Raw genomic sequence first — 24,144 nt, forward strand, 5'->3', positions numbered from 1 at the left:
GTCCTGAGGTTGCTTCGAATCGAACGTTTCCGCAAAGGCATCCGCAGGTGAAATGGCTCATGAATTTTCTCCGTAATGATGACGTTGATGAATATAGTCCAAGGCGGATATCAACCAAAGGGCGCATAATGTATATTATGTTAAATGAGATATATCATCGCGCACTCAAACCTTCATCCGCTCATCACCTGCCTTCTTTCACCTCCGTCACCAACAATCCGTAACCCGCGATCATCCCGGCGACGGACTGTTGAACGCACGTTGCCGTTATCTGCGCCCTTTAATCACCGACGCCTTCCAGTTGAAATCACTGACTTCACTCTCTTTCAACGATTCAGGTTTCTTCCTGCGCGTTGGCGTTTTCTTTGCCTTTTCAGCCAGCGCTTTCTCTTTGGCCAGTTTCGTCGTCATAATCTGCTGCCGGGCTTCCGCAGTGAACTCTTTCTCTTTCTTTGCATCCGGCTCTTTGCCAGTGCGCTGGCGATACTTCCCCATCAATCCCTTAAACGCTTCTTCTACTGCAACGCGTTCACTGAGATTGAATTGATCGATGGAAATCATTTTCTTGTCGTTCATAGCGTACCGTCCAATAGTGATTTTCTGGCAACAAGTGTACAGCATTTACCGGCAATGAAGATCGCACCATTGCCGCTTACGTGGCTTTCTTGTAACCTTTGCCGTCAACATTTTAAGGATTTCCTATGAACGATCATCGCTCCAAAGATCCCTTGCACGGCGTCACGCTTGAGATGCAAATTACTGCGCTGGTCGCCCATTATGGCTGGGCCGAACTGGGTAAGCTCATTAATATCAACTGCTTCAAAAGCGATCCAAGCGTTAAATCGAGCCTGAAGTTTTTACGCCGCACACCCTGGGCACGCGCTGAGGTTGAAGCACTGTATCTGGATTCACTGGATGATTTTGCTGCGGATAAGGCAGATGATTCCGCGCCAAATCCCTGGACTATGGGCAAAGATCAGTAATTTCTGGCGACAAAACCGGCAGCGCTACGTGAATTCTCGGCAACTTCCACCCTGCTCTTTTTGCAGAATTCACGTAGCGACGTCATATCAACTCATCCGTACTCTCCATTTCATAACTTCCCAACCTTGCCCGCGTCATCACATTTTCCAATGACCGATCGTATTGTAAGTTTCCATGCTGCATGACAATATCGCAACATGTATATACATGTACCACCAAGAGAAGCCACATCATACTAACAATAATTTCCCATCTTTAGCCGTTTTAGCGAGGAAACTATGTCAGCCGAATCACCTGCAGCAGATTACGCCGGCGCAGAGAAACAGCGCCTGTCAGAAACGCGATCCATTGATTACATTCCTCCGAGCGAACGCCACGGACATCCTTTCAGCCAATTCACCTTGTGGTTTGGTGGCAATTTGCAGATCACCGCCATCGTAACCGGCGCGCTGGCCGTGGTGTTGGGCGGCGATGTGGTGTGGTCGATCATCGGCTTGCTGGTTGGGCAAGTTGTGGGCGCGGCGATCATGTCACTGCATGCCATTCAGGGACCGCGTCTCGGATTGCCGCAAATGATCACCAGCCGCATGCAGTTTGGCGTATATGGTGCGGTGATTCCGTTGGTGTTGGTGTGCATCATGTATGTCGGATTCTCTGCCAGCGGTACGGTGCTAGCCGGACAGGCGCTCGCCAAACTGATCAATACCAGCAATGCGTCAGGCATGATCCTGTTCAGTGCGATTATCGTCGTCATCGCGGTGCTGGGATATCGCGTGATTCACAAGCTCGGTAAAGTGGCCAGCGTGATTGGCGTACTTGCCTTTGTTTACCTGTTTATCACGCTGCTTTCTACCCATGATCTGTCCGCAGTGTGGCAGAACCAGCATTTCACGGTCGCTAACTTCCTGCTTGCGGTTTCGTTGTCGTCGTCATGGCAGATTGCATTTTGCCCGTATGTTTCTGACTATTCGCGCTATTTACCGGCTAACGTCTCAGCCAAAAAACTTTTCAGCTGCGTTTTCTTCGGCACGGTTTTAGGAACGCAGGCTTCAATGACGTTGGGTGTAATTGTCGCGGCGATTGCCGGTAAGGCTTTCTCTGGCAACGAGGTTGGCTATATTGTCAGTTTAGGCAGCAGCGCTACGATGGCGATGGTGATCTATTTTGCGATCTGCTTCGGCAAAATCACTTTCACCACGCTGAATGCTTACGGCAGCTTTATGTCACTCACCACCATCGTTTCTGGCTTCCGTCAGAAAACCGCATTAAGTCGTGGCGGCCGCATTCTGTTTGTGGTGTTGATGGTGACGATTTCTTGTGTGATTGCGCTGATTAGCGAACCCGCTTTCCTGAAATCATTCACCCATTTCCTGCTGTTTTTACTGGCCTTTTTTGTGCCGTGGAGCGCAATCAGCCTGACCGATTTCTACCTGATCACCAAAGGTAAAGTCGATGTACCGGCACTCTCCCAGCCCAACGGACGTTACGGTCGCTGGAACTGGGCGGGCATAATTGTCTACTTCTGCGGCGTGCTGGTACAGTTGCCGTTCATTGATAATCCACTGCATCACGGTTCGTTAACCTGGATTTTTGCCGGTAATGATGTGTCGTGGATTATTGGCTGGATTGTCACCGCACTGTTGTGGTTAGCCGCAAGAAAGGTCGATCGTCGAGGGACATTGTCGCACTCTGCTTACCCCAATCAGTGACATTGTCACGCATGTCATATTAATGAATCGCGCTCACAAGTGCTTGCAACTTTGAGCGCATTATCATTCAGCCAGCCCACCGCTACACTTTAACCAATGAGAAATATAAGCAACTGTAAGGCGCACCTGGTCGCCATTAATGGCAATCCTTAGGGATTATTTGTAACTCACCACCGTCACCCAATTGGCGTCACCGCCAGCCGGTGCTTCGCCAACGCGCTTTAGCGCCCCGCTTTCTTGATCAATGGCATAGCTGCCGGTCACCGCACTCTTTTCGCCGCTGGCAATCAACCAACGTCCGTCAGCGGTGATCGAGATGCCGCGCGGCTGTTTCTCGACTTGCCAGCTATCAATCAGCGTCAGTTTGCCGTCTGCTTTGTTAATCCGGTATCCGCTGATGGTGCTGCTGGTCCGCTCGCTGACATAGAGAAAACGGCCATCCGGCGTCAGACGAATATCGGCCGCCCAGATGCGCGGCGTGGTGTCGCTGTAGCCCGGCGGTCGCTCTTTGCCGTGTTGCAGTTGATATTTTTCCGCTACCGCATTTGGTGTCTCCGCCACTTTCACCAGCTCACCGCTGGCTTCACGACGAAACTGCGTAATGATGCCGCCCATTTCACCGATGTTGTAGAGATAGCGATTATCCGGCGACAACACCGAATGGCGCGGTCCGTTTTCTGTCGCCGTTTTAACATAGCCGTTGCCTAACCCCGAAAGCTCTCCCTCGGCGCTCAGTTTCAATTGCAGCACGCGATCGGTGCCGAGATTGCCGACATAAGCCTGCTCGCCGCTCGCATCAACAATCACCGAGTGCGCGGCATGTCCGGTTTTGTAACTCCCGACCGGCGGCGCAATCAGCTTGCCGTCGCTATTTAGTCGATAAACGTGCACCACATCGCCATCATAGGAAGCGCCCAGCAGAAAACGACCCTGCGGATCCGTGCTGATGTAGGGATAACTGGCCGCAGCGGATACGCTATTCAACGGGCTGAGATCGCCCGTTTTGCTGTCGATGTTCCAGCTCACCAGTTGCAGCGGTTTACTGCGAATCGCGGCGTAAAGATGTTTGTGATCGGCGCTCAACGCCATCGGCATCACTTTGCCGCCGGCCTGAGTGCGTCCCAATAGTTGCAATGCACCGGTTTGCTCGTTCAGCGCGTAGCGCGCGATGGTGCCATCATCGGCTTCTGAAACGTAGACAAAAGTCTGCGCCAGCAACGGCGCGCTGGCGGCCAACGACGCTAATAGCGTTGCCGCGCGTAATAGGTTCTTCATGCTGCTTCCTTAGCGTACCAATGACGGACGTTTGGCGTCATAGCGCCAGTTATCGATCAAAAACTGCATCCCCAGCGCATCGTTGCGATTTTTATCCGGCAGCGCGTTGTATAGCGCATGCGCCTGTTCGATGCGATCCATATCCAGCTCGATGCCCAATCCCGGCCCCGGCGGTAACTCCAGATAACCATCGCGGATTTGCGGCGGTTGACGCGTAAGCTGCTGACCATCCTGCCAAATCCAGTGCGTATCAAAGGCGGTTTGACGATCGCCAGGCGCGGCGGCACCCAGGTGCGCCACCATCGCCAGCGAAATATCAAAATGGTTATTGGAGTGGCAGCCGGTTGTCAGCCCCCATTCGTTGCACAGCTGCGCCACCACGTTGGCGTTACGCATCGTCCAGAAGTGCGGATCGGCGAGCGGAATATCAATGGCATTCAGTTGCAGCGCATGATGCAGCTGGCGCCAGTCGTTGGCGATCATATTAGTCGCGACCGGCACACCTGTGGCGCGGCGAAACTCGGCCAGCGTTTCCCGACCGGAATAGCCTTGTTCAGCGCCACAAGGATCTTCCAGATACGGCACCTTCCCCGCCAGCTGCTTGCCAAAGCAAATCGCCTCCTCCAGCGACCAGCTGGCGTTAGGATCGACGGTGACGCGTGCTTCAGGGAAGCGCGCCAGCAGCGCTTCCACCGTTGCCACTTCCACTTCGCCTGGCTGCACGCCGCCTTTGAGCTTGAAGTCGCGGAAGCCGTATTGCTCAACTGCCGCTTCGGCCAGTCGCACCACGGCATCGCTGTCCATCGCCGCTTCATGACGCAGACGGAACCAGCCTTCTTGCTCATGCTCCCCTGATCGATAGTGCATATTGGTGCGCTTGCGATCGGCGATGTAGAACAAATAACCCAGCACCGGAATGCGATCGCGCTGTTTACCGCTGGCAAGCAGGTCCGCTACCGGCAGGTTAAACAGCTTGCCTTGCAGGTCCAGCAGCGCCGCTTCAATGGCGGCGGCGGCGTTATAAAACTTCTCCGGATTCATCTGCGGGATATGAATGTCGTTGGTGTGCGAGGTTTGTTGCTGACGAGCCTCGCTGCTGAACAACTGGCTCAGCGTCGCGTTGAGACGCAGCAGCGAACTACCTTCTATCAGCGGGCGAAACTGTTCCAGCAACTGCAAGGTGGATGCATGACACGGCGTTTCGCCTACGCCGGTATGTCCGGCGGAATCGGTCAGTATCACGATGATGCGCGTGAAATAGCAGTTATGGGCGCCGCCAATGTTCAATAACATGCTGTCGTAGCCGGCAACCGGCACGATACGCATCGATTTAATGACTGGACTGTCTGACATGGTTTCTCTCCGTGTGACCGAAAGCGGGTGGAAAAGGTTTGCGACGCAGCAGCAAATAGAGTCCGGTAACCACAGACACGCTGGTTAGCGCGTAAAGTCCGCCGGTGGTGCTGCCGGTGTGCATTTCGAGGTAGCCGAATACCGTGGGCGCAAAGAAGCCACCGAGGTTGCCAATCGAGTTGATCAGCGCAATGCCGGGCGCGGCAATCGAGGCGGGTAATTCACTTTGCGGCATCGGCCAGAAGAACGCCGCGCTCACTTTGGATCCGATGCAGGCCACAATCATCGCCACAAAGCCAAACCATGGCGTTCCCAGCGTGGCCATAAAGGTGCCGCACGCGGCGATCAGCATGGCGATACCGAGCCCTTTGTCCAGTTTATCGCGATAGCGGTCGGTGGCTTTGCCGAGCAGAAACAGCGCGACGATAGCGAACAGCCACGGCACGGCGGTCAGCAATCCGGTTTCAAAGCTGTTGAAGCCCTGAATACGCTGAATGATTTGCGGCAGCCAGAACACTAACGTGTAGCCGGTCATGGTCATGGTGAAGAAGATCAGGCAGTAAGACAAAAGGCTGCGATCGCTGATCAAGCCCCAGCGGCCGTGTTTCACCGCGTGCTCTTCGCGCGCATCATCTTCCAGCGCTAACTGCTGCGCCAGCGCTTGTTTCTCGGCATCGCTCAACCATTTCGCGCCTTGCGGTTTGGATACCAGCACAAAGGCGGCCAGCAAGCCGATCACCATCGATCCGCCGCCTTCCATAAACATCACCCATTTCCAGCCCGTGATGCCGCCAACATCATGCATCATCAGAATGGCACCGGTGAGCGGACCGGAGAACAGAAAAGCGCTGGCGGTGGCGCTCAACACCAACGCGGTAGCTCGCCCTCGCCACGCATTCGGCACCCATTGACGAAAATAGAACAGCACGCCAGGGAAGAAGCCGGCTTCCGCCACGCCGAGCAGGAAACGCAGCAGATAGAAATGCAGCGGCGTACTCACAAAACCGGTAAGCACCACCACCATGCCCCACGTAATCATGATGCGCGTCAGCCACACGCGTGCGCCGAGTTTCTTCAGCATCATGTTGCTCGGCACTTCAAACAGCGCATAGCCGATAAAGAACAGCCCCGCGCCTAAGCCGAAGGCGGCCGCACTAATGCCCGCATCCGTTTGCAGTTCGGCTTTTACGAAGCCGATGTTTGCCCGGTCAATTTGGTTCACAATTAACATCAGCGCCAGCATCGGAATGATGCGGCGGAAGAACTTGCCGATAGCCGAGGCGATATGCGCGTCATGATCGGGCGATAATACGTATTGTTGTTGTGTCATGCGTCACCTGTAGGGAGAAAAGCATCGCTATAGGTATACGCAGCAGAGTGTGGCCAGGTGTATGTGGCATTGCCCGAGACCGCTTAGGCAAATGCCCTATGATTGTTAAAATTCATGGTGTTATATTAATTCGCGTCGAAAAGTTTACGCTTGGTTTGTGCGCTGGCTCACTGGCATTTTACCAGGTGCGCATAAATGCGCACCCTACAGATATTTCGTAAGGTCGTCATTAATGGCGACCTTACCCTCAAACTAGCCTTTTCCTCGTCTACACTTGCCTCACGTGGAAACGCTAATAGAGGTAAAAATGTCGCAATCTACTCAACGTAATCAAGCTTGGCTATTAGCTTCACGCCCGCATGGCGAACCGGTAAAAGAGAATTTCCGCCTGGTGGAGCAGCCCATTCCTGACGTGAACGACGGCCAAATTCTGCTGCGCACGCTCTATTTGTCGCTCGACCCCTATATGCGCGGGCGCATGGATGACAGCAAATCTTATGCTGCACCTGCTGAACTCGACCAACCGATGGTTGGCGGCACGGTGAGCGAAGTGGTGGAATCTAAACACGCGGATTTCCAGCAAGGCGATGTGGTCCTCGCGCAAAGCGGCTGGCAAAGCTATGCGGTTTCGGACGGAAACGGCGTGGCGAAATTGGGCGATCTGCCCCATCCTTCTTGGGCGCTGGGCATTCTCGGTATGCCGGGCTTTACGGCCTATATGGGCTTGATGGATATCGGCCAGCCAAAACAGGGTGAAACCCTGGTGGTCGCGGCGGCTACCGGCCCGGTCGGTGCAACGGTGGGTCAGCTTGGGAAACTCCAAGGCTGCCATGTCGTAGGCGTTGCGGGGGGTGAAGAGAAGTGTCGTTATGCGATTGAGAAGCTCGGTTTCTCCGCCTGTATCGATCACCATCGTGACGACTTTGCGGAACAACTGGCGGCTGCCTGCCCGGACGGCATTGATATCTACTTCGAAAACGTTGGCGGCAAAGTGTTTGATGCCGTATTCCCGTTGCTGAACACCGCGGCGCGCGTGCCGGTGTGTGGCCTGGTTTCTGGTTACAGCAGCCGCGAATTACCGCCAGGCCCAGATCGCACCCCGCAAATCATGGGCGGCATTCTTAAACGTCGTATTCGCATGCAGGGCTTTATCATCTTCCAGGATTACGGCGATCGTTATCCCGAATTCCTCAAAGCGATGACGCCGCTGGTGGAGCAGCAAAAAATCCACTACCGCGAGCACATGATCGACGGACTGGAAAATGCCCCGCAGGCGTTTTTCGATATGCTGAAAGGCAAAAACTTCGGTAAAACCGTGGTGAAAGTCGCGCAGTAAACCGTTGTGTTAACGCTATTTTTCACTTTGCATAGCCGCAATTGAGATATGGCGCGCGCTGAGCGCATGAGAAGATATTTTCCCTACATCGTCATTATCGGGAGTTCTCATGTCGCTCAGCCAAACCCACATCCTGAAGGTCAATTCCCAACAGCCTGAAGCACCCGTTCCCTTACCTGCTGAACCGGCGCATATCATTCGTGATGATGCCGAAGCCATTGAGATTGCTCAACGTCTGGCCACAGAGTTTGCGCGTGACGCCGCACTGCGCGACCGCGAAGGCATCTTGCCGCTCAACGAATTGGATGCGTTCTCACAAAGTGGCTTATGGGCGATGGCGATCCCTAAAATCTATGGCGGCGCGGGCGTATCCTGGGTGACGGTGGCGAAAGTCATCGCCATCATTTCGGCGGCAGATTCCGCGCTCGGTCAGCTACCGCAGAACCATTTAGCCGGCGTGGCGCATCTGGTGGCGGATGGCAGCGAGGCGCAGAAACAAGAACTACTGGGCGAAGTGCTGGCTGGCTTGCGCTGGGGCAACGCTTTCTCCGAGAAGAATTCGCGCACCGTCGCCGATTTCCAGACGCGTTTTCAGCGTGAAGGTGATGACGTGGTGATCAACGGCGAGAAATTCTACGCCACCGGCGCACTGCTGGCGCATCGAATTCACGCAGTGGCGCTCGACGATCAGGATCGCGCGCATCTGATTGTGCTGGATCGCAACACGCCGGGCGTGACCATCATTAACAACTGGTCGAGCTTTGGTCAGCGCACCACGGCATCGGGCACCGTGCTGCTGGAGAACGTGCGCGCCCCGCTATCCCGCGTGATCCCGGCTTATCAGGCGTTTGAGCGCCCGACTGCCGCCGGTCCGATTTCGCAGATTATTCAGTCGGCGGTGGATGTGGGCATTGCTCGCGGCACTGTTGAAGACACGCTGCATTTTGTGCGCGAGCGGTCACGTCCGTGGATTGATAGCGGCCAGGAGCGCGCATCCGATGATCACTTTACGCTGGCGGCAGTCGGGGATTTGAAAATTCGCCTGCACGCCGCTGAAGCCTTACTGTGGCGCGCTGGCGAAGCGATTGATCTGGCGCTGCGGCAACCCGATGAAAGCACGGTGGCTGCGGCAACGGTCGCTACCGCTGAAGCCAAAGTGTTAACTACCGAAATCGCTATTCTGGCAGGTAACAAGCTGTTCGAACTGGCGGGTACACGCTCAACGCTGCAGGAGTTCAACCTCGATCGCCACTGGCGCAATGCGCGCACCCACACCTTGCACGATCCGGTGCGCTGGAAGTATTACCACGTCGGCAATTATTACCTCAATGGCACCCCGCCGCCGCGCCATGCATGGAATTAACGGTGGCGAAAACGTGCCGCTGGATGGTCAGCCGTGAGTCGCGGCTGACCAAACAACCGTTCGCGCAACGTCACGGCTTGCGCGGGCGTTTCACGGATAAGCCCTCGGCTACGCAGCACCGGCATCACATGCTGGATAAAATCCTCAAAGCTGCCGGGACTAATCGCCCACGCCAGATTGAAGCCATCAACACCCGACTCCGCGGCAAACTGTTCCAGCTGATCGGCGATACTCTCCGGACCGCCGATCAGCAGCGGATGCAATCCGCCAATGCCGATGTAGCGCGCCGCATCACGCAGCGTCCAGCGTTTTTGATCGTCAATGCGCGTCAGGCTGGCTAAGGCTGAGCGACAGGCATCGGTTTCACGAAACGCTAGCGGCGTATCCAAATCCTCCTGTGACCAGTCGATACCGGTCCACGCAGAGAACAGCGCCAGCGCGGCCTCTTCGCTGATGTACTGCTGATAATCGCGATATTTAGCCTGCGCGGCTTCATCACTCTCTGCGGTGATCACCGTGATAGCCGTTACGAAACGCAGCGAAGCCGCATGGCGCCCTTCTGCTGCGGCTAACTGGCGAATGCGTTGGATATCCGCAGCAATGGCCTGCGGCGTAACGCCGCCGAGAAATATCACTTCCGCGTTGCGTGCAGCGAATTGCGCCCCGCGACTGGAGGTTCCCGCCTGAAACAGCACCGGCGTGCGCTGCAGACTGGGCTCGCTTAGGTGCGCATCCGGTACCTGATACCAGCGCCCGGCATGCTTGATAGCATGCACTTTGGCCGGATCGCTATACACGCTGTTTTGCTTATCGCGCCGCACCGCGTCCTCTTCCCACGATCCTTCCCACAGCTTGCCGGTGATATCGAGAAACTCCTGCGCGCGATCGTAGCGTTCATCGTGCGGAATTTGCTGCGTCAGCCCCAGATTACGTGCCGCTGAATCCAGCATTGACGTCACCACATTCCAGGCGATGCGCCCGTTGCTCAGGTGATCAAGCGTGGTGAATTTGCGCGCAAGCAGATACGGCTGTTCGTAGGTGGTAGAAACGGTGATGCCAAAGCCCAGATGTTGCGTCACCGCTGCCATTGCAGAAACCAGCAATAGTGGATCGTTAACCGGCATTTGTGTCGCCAGACGCAACGCCGCGTCCGGCTTGTTTTGCCACACGTCCAACTGACCCAGCGCATCGGCGATGAACAGCGCATCAAACCCGGCGCGATCCAGCTGTTGGGCAATATCGGTCCAGTAACGCAATTCGGTATAGCGATGAGCCTGATCCTGCGGATGCCGCCACAATCCTGCGGAGATGTGGCCCGGCACATTCATCATAAAACCAAACAGTAAAAACGGTGCCCGGCTCATCTTTGACCTCTCTCAGCTGTGATGACGCGCGCGCAGAGCCCCGACGGCCAGCACAATGAAAATTAATCCGCCGGTGGCGACCTGTTGCCAGTAAAAATTCCAGCCGACCAGCAGCAAGCCGTTGGCGATAAAGCTCAGCAGCACCACGCCAAGCAGCGTGCCTAACACATTGGGCCGACGTGATGGCGCGAAGGTGGCGCCAATAAAACTGGCACCAATCGCATTCAGCAGATAGGCATTGCCCGACAGCGGCACCCAGGCTTTGACGTTGGCCGCCAGAATCAAACCGACGATACCGGCAATCAACGCCGCGAGAATAAACGCCAGCGCAGTGAGTCGTTTCACTGGCACGCCCGAATGCTGCGCAACGCTGTACTGCTCGCCCATTACCCGCAATGAACGGCCGGTGGCGCTGCGATGCAGCAACTGATAGAGCGCCAGCGCTACCAGGAACAATAGCCACAACGGCAGCGGAATGCCGAGCAGCGCGCCGTGACCTATCGCCGAAAAACCATCGGGCAGTTTCTGGCTCAGCAGATAAACCGGTTGTCCGCCATTTGACGACAGCTGCTGCACGCTTTGTCCGATAAACAGCGTGCCAAGCGTGGCGAGAAACGGCTCCACGCCTAACTGTGTCACCAAAAAGGCGTTAAACACGCCAACCAGCAGCGCGGCAATTAATGCCGCGAACAGCGCCACTGGCAAACTGACCTGATGCAGCACCAGTGTCACCAAAACCAGACAGGCAATATCGATCGCCGTGCCCACCGAGAGATCAATCGCGCCAATGCGTGTCACCAACGTCATCGCCAGGGCGACGATCGCCAGCGGCGCGACGTTATTGAGCAACACACTGCGAATATTGGAGACAGTGGCAAAAGCGGGCACCGCGATAATAAAGAACACGAGCAGCGCTACAAAGGTCAGCACGATGATGGCGCGCAGCCAGCCGGTCTGGCGCGGGCGTGGCGCGACAGGTGATAACAAAGAGTCAGACACCTTGCGTTCTCCTTGACTGGCGACGACGTAACAGCGCGGTTAACGCCACCACTAATAGGATCAACACGCCTTCGACGCCGTTTATCCAGTAACTTGAGACATTGATCAGCTGAAAGCCGTTGGCAATCAGGCTGAGAAATAGCGCGCTAATCAGTGCGCCGCCAAGTGTCGGCACCAGACGACGGGAAAACACCACGCCCAATAGCGCCGCCGCGATCACCATCAACAGATTGTCGTTGGCGCCAGGCGAACTGCCGCTTAGTAGCGACACCGACGCAATTGCCGCGATAGCCGCGCTGACGCCACACAACACGTAGCTCAAACCCTGATAGCGTTTAACGCCGATGCCCGCCGCATTCGCCGCCTGCGGATGGCTGCCCACCGCCTGCAAGCGCAGGCCAAAGGACGTCAGGCGGCTCAAGGCGATCATGCCAAACGCCAGCAGCAGAAACGACCAGCCCAGCCACGACACCGCTAAAGGGCCGTTGCTTAACAACAGATTTTGCAGATCGCTGCTGGCCGACACCGAGGCGTTGCTGGTCAGCACCATTTCCAGGCCGATAGCGATATTCATGCTGGTGAGCGTTGCCAGCAGCGGCAAAATCCCGAGCCAGACAATCGCCAGCGCGTTAAACAAACCCACAGCCGCACCGGTAAACAGCGTCAGCAGCAAGGCAATCGCGATGGGCTGACCGGCGTTGAGCTGGCTGGCAAACACCGCCGCACTTAGGCCAAGGTTGGCGGCAATCGACAGATCAATGCCGCCGGTAATACCCTGCAAGCCGCCGCCGCTTAAAACCAGCGTTAAGCCAAGCGCCAGCGTGCCAACCACCGCGGTCTGCTGTAGCACGTTGCCAAGATTCATCACCGTAAGAAAAATCGGCGACAGCCAGGCAAAGACGGCTAAAACCAGCACAATAATCAGCAGCGAAACGTGTTGCAGCCACTGCTGACCACGCACGCTGCGCGGTGCTACAAGCGGTGCAGATTGGGTAACATCACTCATGAAGCACGCTCCGTTAACGCGCCGGTGCCCGAAGCCCAGGAGAGAATTTCCTGATGGCTGGTGTGCTGTGCCTCCAGCGTGGCGACATGTTCGCCGCGCGCCAACACCATAATGCGATCGGCCAGCGTTTGCAGTTCGAGTAAATCGGTGGAGAACACCAGAATCAGGGCGCCGTCATCAGCCAACTGCTGCAATGTGTGATAAATCGCCGCCTTAGCCGCAATATCAACGCCCACCGTGGGCTCATCCAGCAAATACAGACGCGCACCGGTGTTTAACCATTTGGCCAGCACCGCTTTCTGTTGGTTGCCGCCCGAAAGCTGACGCAGCGCCGCCAGCTGCCCCGGCGTGCGGATATCCAGTTGCTGAATGTTCTTCGCCACCAGTTCGCTCTCCGCCTGACGCGAAACGCCGCCCCAGCGCAGCAAGCGTTGCACCGTGGTTAAGGTGACATTGTCACGCAATGACAAATTTAACGCGACGCCGTTGGCGCGGCGATCCTCCGGTACAAAGGCGATACCGCGCTTCACTGCGGCATGTGGAGAAGCCGGCACGCCGCTCACTTCGCCCAGCGTAACCTTGCCGCTGACGCCGTTTTCCAGCCCGAACAGCGCGCGAATCAGCGCTTTACCGCCGGAACCTAACAAGCCGGTGATGCCGATGATTTCGCCTTGTCGGCCGGTGAACGACACACTGTGAAAACTGCCGGGCGCGCTGAGCGCAGTAACCTGCAGTACTTGCGCACCGGCGCGGCGCGACTGACGCGGTGCCAGTTCATGACGCGCGTCGCCTACCATCGCCGCGATCAGTGCCGCCGGTGATAGTTGATCTGCGTTGAACTGCGCCACGTCTTTGCCGTCACGTAGCACCGTGACGCGTTGGCACAGCTCCTGAATTTCATCGAGATAGTGCGAAACATAAAGCAGCGCGATGCCCTGCTGGCGCATGCGTTCAATTACCCGGAACAGCGCATGCACTTCATGGCGCGCCAGCGCGGCGGTCGGTTCATCCAGCACCACCACGCGCGGCGCGTTTTGCAGCACGCGACAGATTTGCACCAGTTGCTGCTCCGCCACGCTCAGCGTGGCGATCAACGCATCAGGATCGAGTTGCAAACCAAAGTGCTGCTGCAGCTGCTGCTCTGCCTGCTGGCGCATACGACGTCGCAGGATAAACGGCGTACCGGCTAAGCGCGGTTCGTTGCCAAGCCACAGCGCTTCCGCCACCGTTAGCGAGCCGGGCAACAATCGCTCCTGATGCACGATGGCGATGCCCTGGCGTTGCGCCTGCGCGGGCGTAGCGAGCGTAAGCGGCTGGCCATCCAGCTCGATGCTGCCGCGATCGGCGGCGTGAATGCCGCCTAACACTTTGATCAGCGTCGATTTACCCGCACCGTTATGGCCAATCAAGCCGTGTACTTCACCGGCATGCACGCTGAGCGACACCGATTGCAGCGCAGGCACGCCATCAAAGGCTTTGCTGATGGCGTGCAGTTGCAGTAGTGGCGCGTTATTTGCCATCCGTTTGACCCAGGGTTTTCTGCGCTTCGGCAGCGTTCTCTTTAGTCACCAGAATCGACGGCACATAGGTTGCGGGCGGCAACGAACGATCGCCAGCGAGGTATTTCGCCACGTTCTGCACCGCAGTTTGGCCAATCACATACGGCTGCTGCGCCACCACCGCTGCCGCGCTGGATTTGGGATCTTTAACCAGCGACACCACATCCGGGCTGCCATCCACCGCATACGTTTTGATTTCGTTGCGTCCGGCAGCGTCTACCGCCTGCGTGGCGCCGATTTGCGGCACATCCCACGCCGCCCAAATCGCCTGCACCGAACCTTTCGGATATTTATTTAGTAATTGACTGATTTGCGCATACGCATCCTGCACGGTATTCGGGATGACATCGCGCAATTCAGGTTGGATAATTTTAATTTTCGGATACCACTTCAGCACGGCTTTTAACTGGTCGTAGCGCATTGCGACTACCGGCACGCCATAGAAACCGTTAAATACCAAAATATTGCCTTCGCCGCGCAGGTCGTTTACCAGTTTTAATGCTAACTGTTCGCCAATATAAAAATTATCCGATGTGGTGACGTTAATACTGGATGGGCTGGCGGTATCAACGGTAAATAAAGGAATGCCCGCTTCGCGTATTTTTTTCAGCCAGGGTTCCAGCACCGACGCTGTGCCGAGGGTTTCAATAATGGCATCCGGTTTTTGCGCAATAAGCGTCTGAATCTGCGCAATTTGCTGCGACTCTTTACGCCCGCCATCCAGCGCAATCGGCGTTCCGCCAAGGCGCTTCACCTCATCGATTTGTCCCTGATAAGCTTTCAAATCCCAGTAGTGATCGGTACCCGCGACGGTAATGCCAATGCGTTTACCCGCCAGCGACGGAATCGGTTGATCCTCGGCGTGCGCCATTCCTGATAATAGTGATAGAGAAGCCAATAACAGACCTGCCAGGCGGTGCTTTTTCATTCTTAATATCCCTGGAAACAATAAAGTAATGTTGTGTGACGCCTGTTATCTGGCGTGTGAAATAAAAAATTATCACAGCCATTTTTTATCCATAATGCTATTTTCTCCTTAGGCTAGCTGGCGATTGGTAATAGCCAATCCGCACTATTTCGGTGCGTTTTTTCCCGCTGCGCTTTGTCGGTTTTTTATGCACAGTTACGTAAAGATACTGGTAATCCATACAGATAAGGTTCAGGATGGTCACTCATCCTGGATTAGCACCCACGGCCATTCACCCTCTATCTGAGGGCTCGTAATGAACTTTTATTCAACTGAAACCGTTTGCGCCATTACCGGTGCCAACCGCGCCAATTTACGTCGCTGGTTGCGCGGTGGATTAATTTCTGAGAATCACGTCAATAAGGATTGGAGCCGACATCAGGTTGATGAAGTGCTCGCCATGATGGCATTGACCTCGGGTGGCGCCACGCTGTGGCAAATCTATCAAGGCCGTCACTGCGGGCTCGATTACTCTTCGTCTGGTTGGGTGGCACGCCGCGGCGATCTGTTACGGCAGCTGGAGTTAGGCTCTGATCGAGAACTAGCGCGTACTGTGCGCAATCTGGCGGGCGATTACAGCAGCGACGATTTCGTCAATGTGCTGATGAAACCGCTCAACCGCTGGCTGCGTGATGATACGCGTCGCGGGGCATCACGCAGGTTAACGCGCTTTCATGAAGCGATCGTTCATCACAGCGACTGTGTAAAACGCGCTTCAGCCCGTCAGCAGCAGATGCCACTGTTACTGGAAGTGGTCAGCACCGGCGATGAAACGGAAGTGTGGCTGGAAGCCATTCGCCTTACCGGACAAGGATTCTGCGTCGAGGTGGATCAAACCTCACAACCGATGCTGTACAGTTCAGAAAGCCGCCACGATCATCACCTGTTGTGGTGCGGTGCCGGGATCAGCCATGAACGCATGACCCAGTTCCAGCGCGGATTACGCTCCGGTAAACCGGTGATGCTGAGCGGACCCGATCGCAGCGTTCATCCGGCTGTCGCTGAAGCCAGAGTCGCTTAGCCGGTGCTTTATGCACCGGTCTCATTGCTTATCCCATTCCGCACTTTGCTTATTCAAAAGAAGTAGTTAGCCACGGCAACAACGGTTAAGTCACATCACTCTCTCTTCTGCTACGCTCTCGCCTCCCAATCAGGAGGATCCATGAGTTCATTAATCGATATTTTCACCAGTCATAAAAGCGATCGCAGTTTTACCGACCTTCCCGTTGCGGATGCGGTGCTGGATCGCATCATTTCGGCCGCCTATCGCGCGCCAACCTCGGTGAACTCGCAGCAGGTCTCTTTGGTGGTGACGCGCGATGCTGAAAGACGCGCACAAATCTCCCAGATTGCTGGCGGTCAGCCGTGGATTGCTAAAGCGCCGGTGTTTATTACCCTGGTGCTGGATATGCATAAATCGCGTCTGGCGATGAACGCTATCGACCGCGAGCAGATCGCCCAGCAGAGCATCGAAAGCATTGTGTCGGGCTCAACCGATGTGGGTATTGCGTTGGGTTCTATCATGGCGGCAGCGCGTGCGGAAGGTTTGGGCATTGTGCCGATTGGCGGTATTCGTCGCGATGCGCAGGCGTTAATCCGCTTACTGGATTTGCCGGAATATACTTTCCCGGTGGCGGGCGTGGTGATTGGCCATGTCGATCAGCCTGCGCATCAGAAGCCGCGTCTGCCGCTGGCCACCTTCCGCCATGAAGAGCGCTATCAACGTGATGGACTGGAGCAACACATCGCTGCCTACAATCAGGAGATGGTGCAGCACTGGAAAAATACCGGACGTGAGGATGGCGAGAGCTGGAGTGAAAGCGTTAGCGGTTATTATCACAAGATTTACTTCCCGCACGTGCTGGACGCGCTGAAGAAGCAAGGGTTTGGCAACGACAAGTGACGGCTTTTCCCCGCGCGCTGTGCGCGGGGAAAGAAAATTAACGCCCTTTCTTCTTACGACCTGGCTGGGCGAAACGCTGGCGATTAGCCGGTTTTGCTCCCGCTTTCTCACCCGGTTTAGCGCCAACCGTCGCGGGCTTTTTCGCCGCGCTGGCGGGTTTCTTTTTCGCCTGCGTCTTCTGCGTTTTTTGATCTTCGGATGATGAGTCTTCAATCAGTTTGAACAGATCAATCAGCTCGTCATCGGTCAAATCGCGCCACTCGCCGAGCGGAATGCCTTTCAGGCTGACGTTCATGATGCGCGTACGTTCAAGCTTGGTCACTTCAAAGCCGAAGTGTTTGGTCATTCGACGAATCTGACGATTCAGCCCCTGAACCAGAATGATGCGGAAGACAAAGGTCGACTCTTTTTTAACTTTGCACTTTTTGGTGACGGTGCCGAGCATCGGTACGCCCGCGCCCATTCCGGCAATAAATTCATCGGTGATCGGTTTATCAACGGTGACCACATACTCTTTTTCGTGATTATTACCGGCACGCAGAATTTTATTCACCAGATCGCCGTGGTTGGTGAGGAAAATCAGTCCCTGCGAATCTTTATCAAGGCGACCAATCGGGAACACGCGCTTGCTGTGATTAACGAAATCACCAATGTTGTCACGCTCACCCTCTTCCATGGTGGTGATGATGCCCACCGGTTTGTTCAGCGCAATCAGCACTAAATCTTCTTCGTCACGCGGCTCAATCAGCTGCCCGTTCACTTTGACTTCATCCCCTGCAAACACCTGCGCACCGACGGCAGCGCGTTTACCGTTAATGAAAACGTTGCCTTGCTCGATGTAACGATCGGCATCGCGGCGTGAGCAGATTCCGCTCTCGCTGATGTATTTGTTCAGGCGTGTGGATGAGTTAGGCAGCATGGTTCCTCCGAAAAAAAACGGACTATACAGCAACCTTAGGCGTTGGTTAAGCCTCGCGACAATCATCAGCATTTCTCTTACCACGATATAACAGCACACTAACAATGTGGTTGTTGTCAACGGATCGATCAGCGACAATTCGCACCCATCGTTTTTTCTTATGACAGAGTGATTCCGTAATGACAAATCAGCCATCGGTGACGTGGATAACCTCCGTGCGCACCTTTCTGGCCCGCCTTTGGCCCCATCCGTTACCGGGAGGCAGAAAGCAGATGGTCATCGCCAGCATTGGCGCGGGATTGGGTTTAATGATGACCAGCCTGACCAGCCACTGGCTGCTGGGTGGAGTGAATCTGTGGTTTGTCGCGCCGATGGGCGCTTCAGCGGTATTACTGTTTGGTCTGCCGAACAGTCCGCTGGCGCAGCCGTGGTCAATTGTCGGCGGCAATTTGGTGGCGGGCGTTGTTGGCGTCACCACCGCGCTGTGGGTTCCCCATCCCGCGCTGGCGTGTGGTATCGCGGCCTGTGTGACGATCGCGTTGATGTTTCAACTGCGCTGTTTGCATCCACCGAGCGGCGCGGTGGCGCTGACCGCAATTTTGGGCGGTAACGGCGTCCAGCAGCTGGGTTACCACTTTATTCTGACGCCGGTGCTGTTGAACTCGGTTTGCCTCGCGCTGCTGGCGTTGCTGTTTAACAATCTCGCCGGACGCCGTTACCCGCATCCGCTGGCGGCAACGGAAACCAAAGCGCCGCCTGTGGTGATCGACGTAGCGATTACGCGTGAAGACCTGCATCAGGCGCTGGAAAGCGGTGAAGTGCTGGATATCGATGAGGATGATTTGCAGCAGTTGCTGCAACGCGCCGAAGAGATTGCGACACATCGTCAGCGCGGGCAGATGCCGGCATCATCATGAGTGGTCGCCATAAATGGCGACGCTACACCGTATTCTTTCACGATGACTTCATCGCCCTCAATTTCAACCACCGCAAACGGCACCTCTTCTGCCCCATCCAGCATCCCTTTGAGCGTATAGAAGCCTGTTCGACGGATGCGCGCAAAGCCGCCGCGATGATCGTGTCCAGAGAAACAGCATAGTATGTTGTAACTAGAAAGCAGCTCTGCCAGCGCGCTGCCGTTGAGTAAGTTATGGCTGTTATGCGGCGCCAGCGGATAATGCCCAAACACCACCACTTTCTCCCCTTGCTGCTGGGCTTGCTGCAACTGCTGCTCAATCCACGCCATTTGCTGCGTTCCTACCGCACCGTTCCAGGGTTTCGCCTGCGGCTGCTGGCGCGCGGTCAGGTCCACCAGCATCGCCTCCGCCTGCTTGCGATCGTCACCGTTCTGCGTGTTGCAATAGAGGCTGATGTCGTTGCCGTCATAAACAATAAAACGCCAGCCCTGCAGCCCAAAGGCGTAATAGCTTTTGGGTAGCGCAGCGGCTTCGTTAAGATGCTGCGCGATGGTCTGCGCATCGTGATTACCCAGCACCACCGCATGTGGATGTTCGAGGCGATCGTAAATCGGCAATATCGCCGCGTAGCTGTTCCAGTCGCGATCGACTAAATCCCCCAGCGTAACGACAAAATCCAGCGGCTGCTGATTCAACACCGCAATCGCCTGCGGCAGCTTATGCAGCGCGTGACGATAGTAGAGATTTTTCGCCATATCCGCGTCGATGTCGGCATATTGCGGATCGGCAATCAAACCAAAACGCAGCGTGCTGCTCAGCGGCGCGGAACGCACATCGGGCAAGGCATAGAGCTCGGCGACATCGCCCAGCAGTTCACGCTGCAGTTCAGTCAGCGGATGCGGATAAGACACGAAAAGCACTCCTTAGCGAATACCAGCACGCATAAAAGATTGAATAAACTGACGCTGGAAAATCAGGAACAGCACCAACAGCGGCAAGGTGGTCATTAACGTAGCAGCGCCAATCAATGCCCATTGCACGCCCTGCTCCGGCGCCGAGAACAGTTGCAGGCCCACGGTGAGCGGCCGCACGTTGACCGAATCGGTGATCACCAGCGGCCAGAGGAAATCATTCCAGTGGAAACTGATCGACACCAGCGCAAACGCCACATAGATCGGCTTCGCCAGCGGGATGTAAATCTTGCGCAGAATGTAAAAGCGGCTGGCACCTTCCACAATTGCCGCCTCTTCCAATACCAGCGGAATACTTTTAAAGGTCTGGCGTAGCAGAAAGATGGCGAAGGCCGATGAGAAATACGGCAGCGCGATGCCGGTCAGCGTATCGCGGAAACCCAGCGCGCCGATGGTTTTGTAGTTATTCAGAATCAGCACGTCGGGGCTGATCATCAGCTGCAGCAGGATCAGCGCGAAGATCGCGCCGGAGAATTTCAGGCGGAAGCGCACTAATGCGTAAGCGGCCATGGTCGCCAGAATCAGCTGCACCACCACAATCATCAGCACCAGCAAGCTGGTATTGAGGAAGTAGCGACCAAAGGGCGCGGCGTGCCAGGCATTAACGAAGTTCTGCAAGGTCAGCGGCGAAAAAAGCGAAAAGCTCGCCTGATCGGATGCTGGATGAATCGCCACCCAGATCGCCACCAGAATCGGTAAAAACCACAGCAACGCGGCAAGCCCAATGCCCATATTCAGACACAGGCGACCAAACGTGATTGTTGGCTTCATTGGTAATGGGCTCGCTTGTCCAGCAGGTTGAATTTAAGCAGTGCAATCGCGGCGAGGATCACCAGCAGTACCACCGTCATTGCCGCTGCGGCGGGCATATTCCAGAAGCTGAAGGCAGTGCGATAGATGTAGAACAGCAGCAGGCTACTGCTGTTATTCGGCCCGCCGTTGGTCATCGCGATCACCTGATCGACGATGCGAAACGCATTCATCGAGGCATTGATCAGCACAAACAGCGTGGTGGGCATCAGCAGCGGCCACTGCACGCGGCGGAAGAAATAGCGACGCGACGCCCCTTCTATCTGCGCGGCTTCGCTGAGGCGCGGATCGATCTGCTGCAAAGCGGCGAGATAAAAGATCATAAAGAAGCCCGCTTCGCGCCATACCGATACCGCCATCAAACAGTACAAGGCGCTACCCGGTTCGCCGAGCCAGTTCATCGCTGGCAGCGAAAACAGCGCCAGCAGCTTATTCAGCAAACCCAGCTGCGGCGTGTAGAAGAACAGCCACAGATTGGCGATGGCGATCATCGGCAGCAGCGAAGGAATAAAGAACGCGGTGCGCACCAACGCATTGGCACGCATATGACTATTGACCGCCAGCGCCATCAGCAGCGCCAGCATGACCGCCAGCGGAATGGTGATCAACGCATACAGCAGGTTATTCCACAGCGACTGAATGAAGATGTCGTCATCCAGCAGCGCAAGATAGTTATCCAGCCCAACAAAATGGGCTGGACGACCGTTACGTGCTGCGCTGAACAGGCTTTCCCATACGGTCGCAACCGCCGGATAGTGCGTAAACAGCAGTAAAAAACTCAGTGCCGGTAAAATCAGCAGGTAGCCATACAGCTGCATCGACCATAACCGGGGCCGCCGAACCGGCGCAACGGTGAGCATCGTGCTCGTCATTATTGATAAGACTTCAGCAGACGATCGGCTTGCTTCTGCGCGCCTTCCAGCGCTTCGGCTGGCGTTTTCGCCTGCGTCACCGCCGCTTCTACCGCGTGATTGAGCGCATCCTGAATCTGCACGCTGTTGTAAGTCGAGAGTTCTGGCTGCGCATACTTCAGCTGTTCACGCGCCACCAATGCCTGAGGAACCTCTTTAACGTAATCCTTCATCACCGTGGTATCCCATGCCGCCGGAGAGGTCGCTACATAACCGGTGGCGATACTCCAGCGCGCCGCCTGCTCGGGTGAGGTTACCCAACGGATAAACTCCATCGCCGCTTTCTGCTGTTCTGGCGAGGCATTTTTGAAGACATACAGGTTACCGCCGCCGGTTGGGCTGCCGCGCTGGGTTTTCTCCGGCAGCATCGCCACACCGAACGGGAATTTCGCATTATCACGCACGTTGGTCAGGTTGCCGGTGGTGGTCACCATCATGGCCGTTTTGCCGCTAATGAAGTCCTGCGGCGTGGTGCCCCACGCAATGGCACCCTTCGGCGACACCTCCTCTTTCTGGCCGAGATCGGTCAGCCACTGCAGCGTTTCCACGTTGCCCGGCGTATTGAAGTGCACCGCGGTGCCTTTGCCGTTATCCAGACGACCGCCGTTGGTGGCGGACAAGCCCTGGAAGTTCCAGTAGCCGTTTGGTGTGGACGGAATCTCGATGCCCCATTGGCTGACGCCGTTGGCATCTTTGATCGTGAGTTTCTTACTGAACTCGACCACCTGCTGCCAGTTGGCCGGTGGCGTATCGGCATTCAAACCGGCTTTCTCAAACGCCCGTTTGTTCCAGTACATCACCACGGTTGAACGCTGGAACGGTACGCCCCACACTTTGCCGTCAATGTGACGCAGAAACGCCGGGTAGAAACCGTCGATCCATTTTTTGCCTTCCTCGCCCTGCGCTAAATCGCTGGCCGCCACAATCGCACCGGCATCAATCAGTGAATACGCTTCGATATCACCGATCACTGCCAGCTGCGGCGCGTTGCCACCGCGAAAGGCGGTCAGCGCTTTGGTCACGGTGGTGGCGTAGTCACCGGTATACACCGGCTGAATGCTCACGTCCGGATGCACTTTCTGGAAATCCGCCACCAGCGAATCTACGGTGTGGCTTACTTTGCCGCCCACCGCGATCGGGTAATACATTTGCAGCTTGACCGGTTCAGCCGCAAAAGCTGAGGTGGTGACGGCGAGAACTAATGCAGAAAGACGTGAATAACGAATCGCAGACATGATTTTCCCTTGGGCAAATGACAACGGTTAAACGGCGTATTTTTTCTGTGAAGCAAACATCTGTTGTTCGGCTGGCACGCAGCGCTTACCGCTCTCGCGATGAAACAGATATTGCCGCGCGGCGGACCACTGCAATCCCACCTCACTGCCATCGGTGAAGCGCTGCATGCCCGGCACTTTAATGGTCAGCGGTTCGCTGATGCCAGCAAGCAGGCACACCAGCAAGGTATCAGCGCCCATATATTCAGAACCGATCACCCGCGCGGTCAGCGCCGCCTGTTCTGCAGCGATCGGCTGGATATCTTCGGCACGCAATCCAAGGCTCAGCGGCGCGTCGCGGTATTCCACTACCGGCGCGGTGAGATGCAGCAGATAGTGATGCGCGCCATTGCGCTGCAGCGGCAGGATGTTCATCGGCGGTGCGCCAATGAACTGTGCGGCAAACACGCTGGCGGGATTGTTGTAGAGATCGTCTGGCGTGCCGTGCTGTTCAATGTGGCCATCGTTGAGCAGGATAATGCTGTCGGCCATGCTCATCGCTTCAGTCTGATCGTGCGTGACGTACAGCATGGTCAAACCGAGTTTTTTCTGCAGCGCGCGGATTTCACGGCGCATGCTTTGCCGCAGCCTGGCGTCGAGATTTGACAGCGGCTCATCCATTAAACACAGCGTGTTATTGGCGATCACCGCACGGCCCAGCGCCACGCGCTGCTGTTGTCCGCCGGAGAGCTGCGACGGCAAACGATCCAGCAGCTTATCCAGCTCCATCAGCTTGCTGACGTTATCAAGGCGTGCAGCAAACGACTGTTTCTCCTCGCCGCGCGCTTTCAAACCAAACAGCAGGTTTTCACGCACGTTAAGGTGGGGAAACAGCGCATAGGATTGAAACACCATCGATAGCTTGCGCTGCGACGGCGGCAGATGGGTGATGTCGGCGTGTTTAAAGTGGATCGCCCCGCGATCGGCTGTTTCCAGTCCGGCGATGGTACGCAGCAGCGTCGATTTACCGCAGCCCGATGGACCGAGCAGCGCGACAAACGCGCCTTCTGCCGCGTCGAAGCTGATGTCGTCCAGGGCGGTTTTCTCGCCCCAGGCTTTAGTGATGTGGTGAAGCGAAAGGTGGCTCATGCATCCGCAATCCAGAAATCAGAATGGCGGTAAGCTAGCGGAAGGAAATGAAGGTTTTATGTCATTGCGGTGACCGCGCGGTTAAAGGCCACCGAAGGGTCATCA

General features: G+C 55.9%; 22 protein-coding genes. 7 read left to right on the forward strand and 15 right to left on the reverse strand.

The genetic code is table 11. The features are described 5' to 3' along the window. Window positions 1-267 precede the first annotated feature (267 nt). Entirely contained in the window at window positions 268-576 is a 309-nt protein-coding gene (locus MWH02_RS01925) for a hypothetical protein (RefSeq protein ID WP_271459782.1), read from the reverse strand. A gap of 125 nt (window positions 577-701) precedes the next feature. Between MWH02_RS01925 and MWH02_RS01930 the strand changes: the two genes are divergently transcribed. Then, window positions 702-983, forward strand: a complete 282-nt coding sequence (locus MWH02_RS01930) for a VF530 family protein (RefSeq protein ID WP_271459783.1) — start codon at window positions 702-704, stop codon at window positions 981-983. Between the two features lie 279 nt (window positions 984-1,262). Next, on the forward strand, window positions 1,263-2,693 hold the full coding sequence (locus MWH02_RS01935; protein ID WP_271459784.1) for a purine-cytosine permease family protein: 1,431 nt from the start codon (window positions 1,263-1,265) through the stop codon (window positions 2,691-2,693). 156 nt (window positions 2,694-2,849) lie between these two features. Here MWH02_RS01935 and MWH02_RS01940 read toward each other — a convergent pair whose 3' ends face one another. From MWH02_RS01940 to MWH02_RS01950, 3 genes are read right to left on the reverse strand one after another with little or no spacing between them, the layout of a single operon-like run. After that, window positions 2,850-3,968, reverse strand: coding sequence for a lactonase family protein (locus MWH02_RS01940; RefSeq protein ID WP_271459785.1), 1,119 nt, complete (start codon window positions 3,966-3,968; stop codon window positions 2,850-2,852). A 9-nt stretch (window positions 3,969-3,977) separates the two neighbouring features. Further along, window positions 3,978-5,321, reverse strand: a complete 1,344-nt coding sequence (locus MWH02_RS01945) for an enolase C-terminal domain-like protein (RefSeq protein WP_271459786.1) — start codon at window positions 5,319-5,321, stop codon at window positions 3,978-3,980. Next, on the reverse strand, window positions 5,299-6,651 hold the full coding sequence (locus MWH02_RS01950) for an MFS transporter (RefSeq protein WP_271459787.1): 1,353 nt from the start codon (window positions 6,649-6,651) through the stop codon (window positions 5,299-5,301). Before MWH02_RS01950 ends, MWH02_RS01945 begins: the two co-directional genes overlap by 23 nt. 307 nt (window positions 6,652-6,958) lie before the next feature. Here MWH02_RS01950 and curA point away from each other — a divergent pair, with 307 nt between their 5' ends. Together curA and MWH02_RS01960 are read left to right on the forward strand one after the other, a co-directional pair. Then, window positions 6,959-7,987, forward strand: a complete 1,029-nt coding sequence (gene curA, locus MWH02_RS01955) for an NADPH-dependent curcumin/dihydrocurcumin reductase (protein ID WP_271459788.1) — start codon at window positions 6,959-6,961, stop codon at window positions 7,985-7,987. Between the two features lie 109 nt (window positions 7,988-8,096). Next, window positions 8,097-9,350, forward strand: coding sequence for an SfnB family sulfur acquisition oxidoreductase (locus MWH02_RS01960; RefSeq protein WP_271459789.1), 1,254 nt, complete (start codon window positions 8,097-8,099; stop codon window positions 9,348-9,350). On the opposite strand, the gene MWH02_RS01965 is transcribed toward MWH02_RS01960, so the two are convergent. The 5 genes from MWH02_RS01965 to MWH02_RS01985 are packed head-to-tail and all read right to left on the reverse strand — an operon-like array spanning window position 9,347 to window position 15,206. Next, window positions 9,347-10,714 (reverse strand): LLM class flavin-dependent oxidoreductase, encoded by a 1,368-nt coding sequence (locus MWH02_RS01965; protein ID WP_271459790.1) that lies wholly within the window; start codon window positions 10,712-10,714, stop codon window positions 9,347-9,349. The genes MWH02_RS01960 and MWH02_RS01965 overlap by 4 nt on opposite strands. Before the next feature lie 12 nt (window positions 10,715-10,726). After that, window positions 10,727-11,713 (reverse strand): ABC transporter permease, encoded by a 987-nt coding sequence (locus MWH02_RS01970; protein WP_271459791.1) that lies wholly within the window; start codon window positions 11,711-11,713, stop codon window positions 10,727-10,729. Continuing rightward, window positions 11,706-12,719, reverse strand: a complete 1,014-nt coding sequence (locus tag MWH02_RS01975) for an ABC transporter permease (RefSeq protein ID WP_217546629.1) — start codon at window positions 12,717-12,719, stop codon at window positions 11,706-11,708. The genes MWH02_RS01970 and MWH02_RS01975 overlap by 8 nt, the downstream gene beginning before the upstream one ends. Beyond that, entirely contained in the window at window positions 12,716-14,239 is a 1,524-nt protein-coding gene (locus MWH02_RS01980) for a sugar ABC transporter ATP-binding protein (RefSeq protein ID WP_271459792.1), read from the reverse strand. The genes MWH02_RS01975 and MWH02_RS01980 overlap by 4 nt, the downstream gene beginning before the upstream one ends. After that, window positions 14,229-15,206, reverse strand: a complete 978-nt coding sequence (locus MWH02_RS01985; RefSeq protein WP_101764408.1) for a sugar ABC transporter substrate-binding protein — start codon at window positions 15,204-15,206, stop codon at window positions 14,229-14,231. The genes MWH02_RS01980 and MWH02_RS01985 overlap by 11 nt, the downstream gene beginning before the upstream one ends. 295 nt (window positions 15,207-15,501) lie before the next feature. Between MWH02_RS01985 and MWH02_RS01990 the strand changes: the two genes are divergently transcribed. Next, entirely contained in the window at window positions 15,502-16,266 is a 765-nt protein-coding gene (locus tag MWH02_RS01990; RefSeq protein ID WP_110866144.1) for a hypothetical protein, read from the forward strand. Between the two features lie 141 nt (window positions 16,267-16,407). After that, a complete protein-coding gene (locus tag MWH02_RS01995) occupies window positions 16,408-17,148 on the forward strand; it encodes a nitroreductase family protein (protein ID WP_101764410.1) in 741 nt (246 codons plus the stop codon). Window positions 17,149-17,185: 37 nt separating this feature from the next. Here MWH02_RS01995 and rluF read toward each other — a convergent pair whose 3' ends face one another. Then, the gene (rluF, locus tag MWH02_RS02000; RefSeq protein ID WP_101764411.1) at window positions 17,186-18,067 is read right to left on the reverse strand and encodes a 23S rRNA pseudouridine(2604) synthase RluF; all 882 of its coding nucleotides are present in this window, start codon (window positions 18,065-18,067) and stop codon (window positions 17,186-17,188) included. A gap of 179 nt (window positions 18,068-18,246) precedes the next feature. Here rluF and MWH02_RS02005 point away from each other — a divergent pair, with 179 nt between their 5' ends. After that, window positions 18,247-18,984, forward strand: a complete 738-nt coding sequence (locus MWH02_RS02005; protein ID WP_101764412.1) for an HPP family protein — start codon at window positions 18,247-18,249, stop codon at window positions 18,982-18,984. On the opposite strand, the gene MWH02_RS02010 is transcribed toward MWH02_RS02005, so the two are convergent. The 5 genes from MWH02_RS02010 to MWH02_RS02030 are packed head-to-tail and all read right to left on the reverse strand — an operon-like array spanning window position 18,954 to window position 24,039. Further along, on the reverse strand, window positions 18,954-19,895 hold the full coding sequence (locus tag MWH02_RS02010; RefSeq protein WP_271459793.1) for a metallophosphoesterase: 942 nt from the start codon (window positions 19,893-19,895) through the stop codon (window positions 18,954-18,956). The two genes, MWH02_RS02005 and MWH02_RS02010, sit on opposite strands and share 31 nt — an antisense overlap. Before the next feature lie 12 nt (window positions 19,896-19,907). Then, window positions 19,908-20,726: a carbohydrate ABC transporter permease gene (locus tag MWH02_RS02015; protein ID WP_110866140.1), complete on the reverse strand. Its 819-nt coding sequence runs from the start codon at window positions 20,724-20,726 to the stop codon at window positions 19,908-19,910. Further along, on the reverse strand, window positions 20,723-21,637 hold the full coding sequence (locus MWH02_RS02020) for a carbohydrate ABC transporter permease (RefSeq protein ID WP_271459794.1): 915 nt from the start codon (window positions 21,635-21,637) through the stop codon (window positions 20,723-20,725). The genes MWH02_RS02015 and MWH02_RS02020 overlap by 4 nt, the downstream gene beginning before the upstream one ends. Further along, on the reverse strand, window positions 21,637-22,911 hold the full coding sequence (locus MWH02_RS02025; protein ID WP_271459795.1) for an ABC transporter substrate-binding protein: 1,275 nt from the start codon (window positions 22,909-22,911) through the stop codon (window positions 21,637-21,639). Before MWH02_RS02025 ends, MWH02_RS02020 begins: the two co-directional genes overlap by 1 nt. Before the next feature lie 27 nt (window positions 22,912-22,938). Then, window positions 22,939-24,039, reverse strand: coding sequence for an ABC transporter ATP-binding protein (locus MWH02_RS02030; protein WP_271459796.1), 1,101 nt, complete (start codon window positions 24,037-24,039; stop codon window positions 22,939-22,941). Window positions 24,040-24,144: the final 105 nt, after the last annotated feature.

It is taken from the genome of Pantoea leporis (assembly GCF_028048155.1).
Taxonomy (GTDB): domain Bacteria; phylum Pseudomonadota; class Gammaproteobacteria; order Enterobacterales; family Enterobacteriaceae; genus Pantoea; species Pantoea leporis.